Genomic DNA, 629 nt, shown 5'->3' with positions numbered 1-629 from the left:
CATCACTGCCACATCCTGGAAACCGGAAATGACAGCTTCAGGTTCAAAAACAGTTCCGCTCAGGAACCAAAACGAGCAAAGGAATACACGAAACTTGACCGTGAATAAAAACCCGAACATTAATTAAAAGGCGGCTCAATTCTCAGCGGCAATCAACAACCTTGAACTTCTGCGGCCGTATCTTATGGCGTTGAGCGGCGTTGTGTTTGAAAGGCATGAACCTGACCCCGAAGACGAAACGAAAACGGCTAAAGCCTAATTCTCTAAGTTCAGTAAACCGGAACGCCTTCTTTCACCAACGCCAGGATCCTGTGCGGAAGCGCCACAGAATTCCATTGAGTACCATGCGATCATCGACGCGGGGTACACCACAAGGTTTGCATGGCAACGGCGGCGCAATAATCAACCATTCGCGCTCTGTACGTTCATAGCGGCGGCGTGACATGAAAGACCTCCGAATCCGAGACCTTTGAATCACTAATACATTCAAATAGCTAGACTATTTATGAGTGCACGACCTAAAATTTCTAAATCGCCTGCCTCTATGGAGCATCGCTCCGTCCACCCCAGAGATGAGATCGCGGCTCTGCGCACAGCCGCGATTATCAAACCCTATTTGCACCAGAAAC

At 49.0% G+C, this 629-nt stretch carries 2 pseudogenes; one reads left to right on the top strand and one right to left on the bottom strand.

Features of this window, described 5'->3' with window-relative positions:
- Window positions 1–108, top strand: a pseudogene (locus ABE527_RS21625) (ATP-binding protein); the annotation flags it as partial.
- Window positions 109–304: 196 nt separating this feature from the next.
- On the opposite strand, the pseudogene ABE527_RS21620 reads toward ABE527_RS21625, so the two are convergent.
- A pseudogene (locus ABE527_RS21620) lies at window positions 305–445 on the bottom strand (IS5/IS1182 family transposase); the annotation flags it as partial.
- Window positions 446–629: the final 184 nt, after the last annotated feature.

This window comes from Brucella sp. TWI432, from assembly GCF_039674445.1.
GTDB lineage: Bacteria > Pseudomonadota > Alphaproteobacteria > Rhizobiales > Rhizobiaceae > Brucella > Brucella chromiisoli.
The sequence above is the reverse complement of the archived record's forward strand: the minus strand, read 5'-3'. Positions and strand labels throughout refer to the sequence as shown.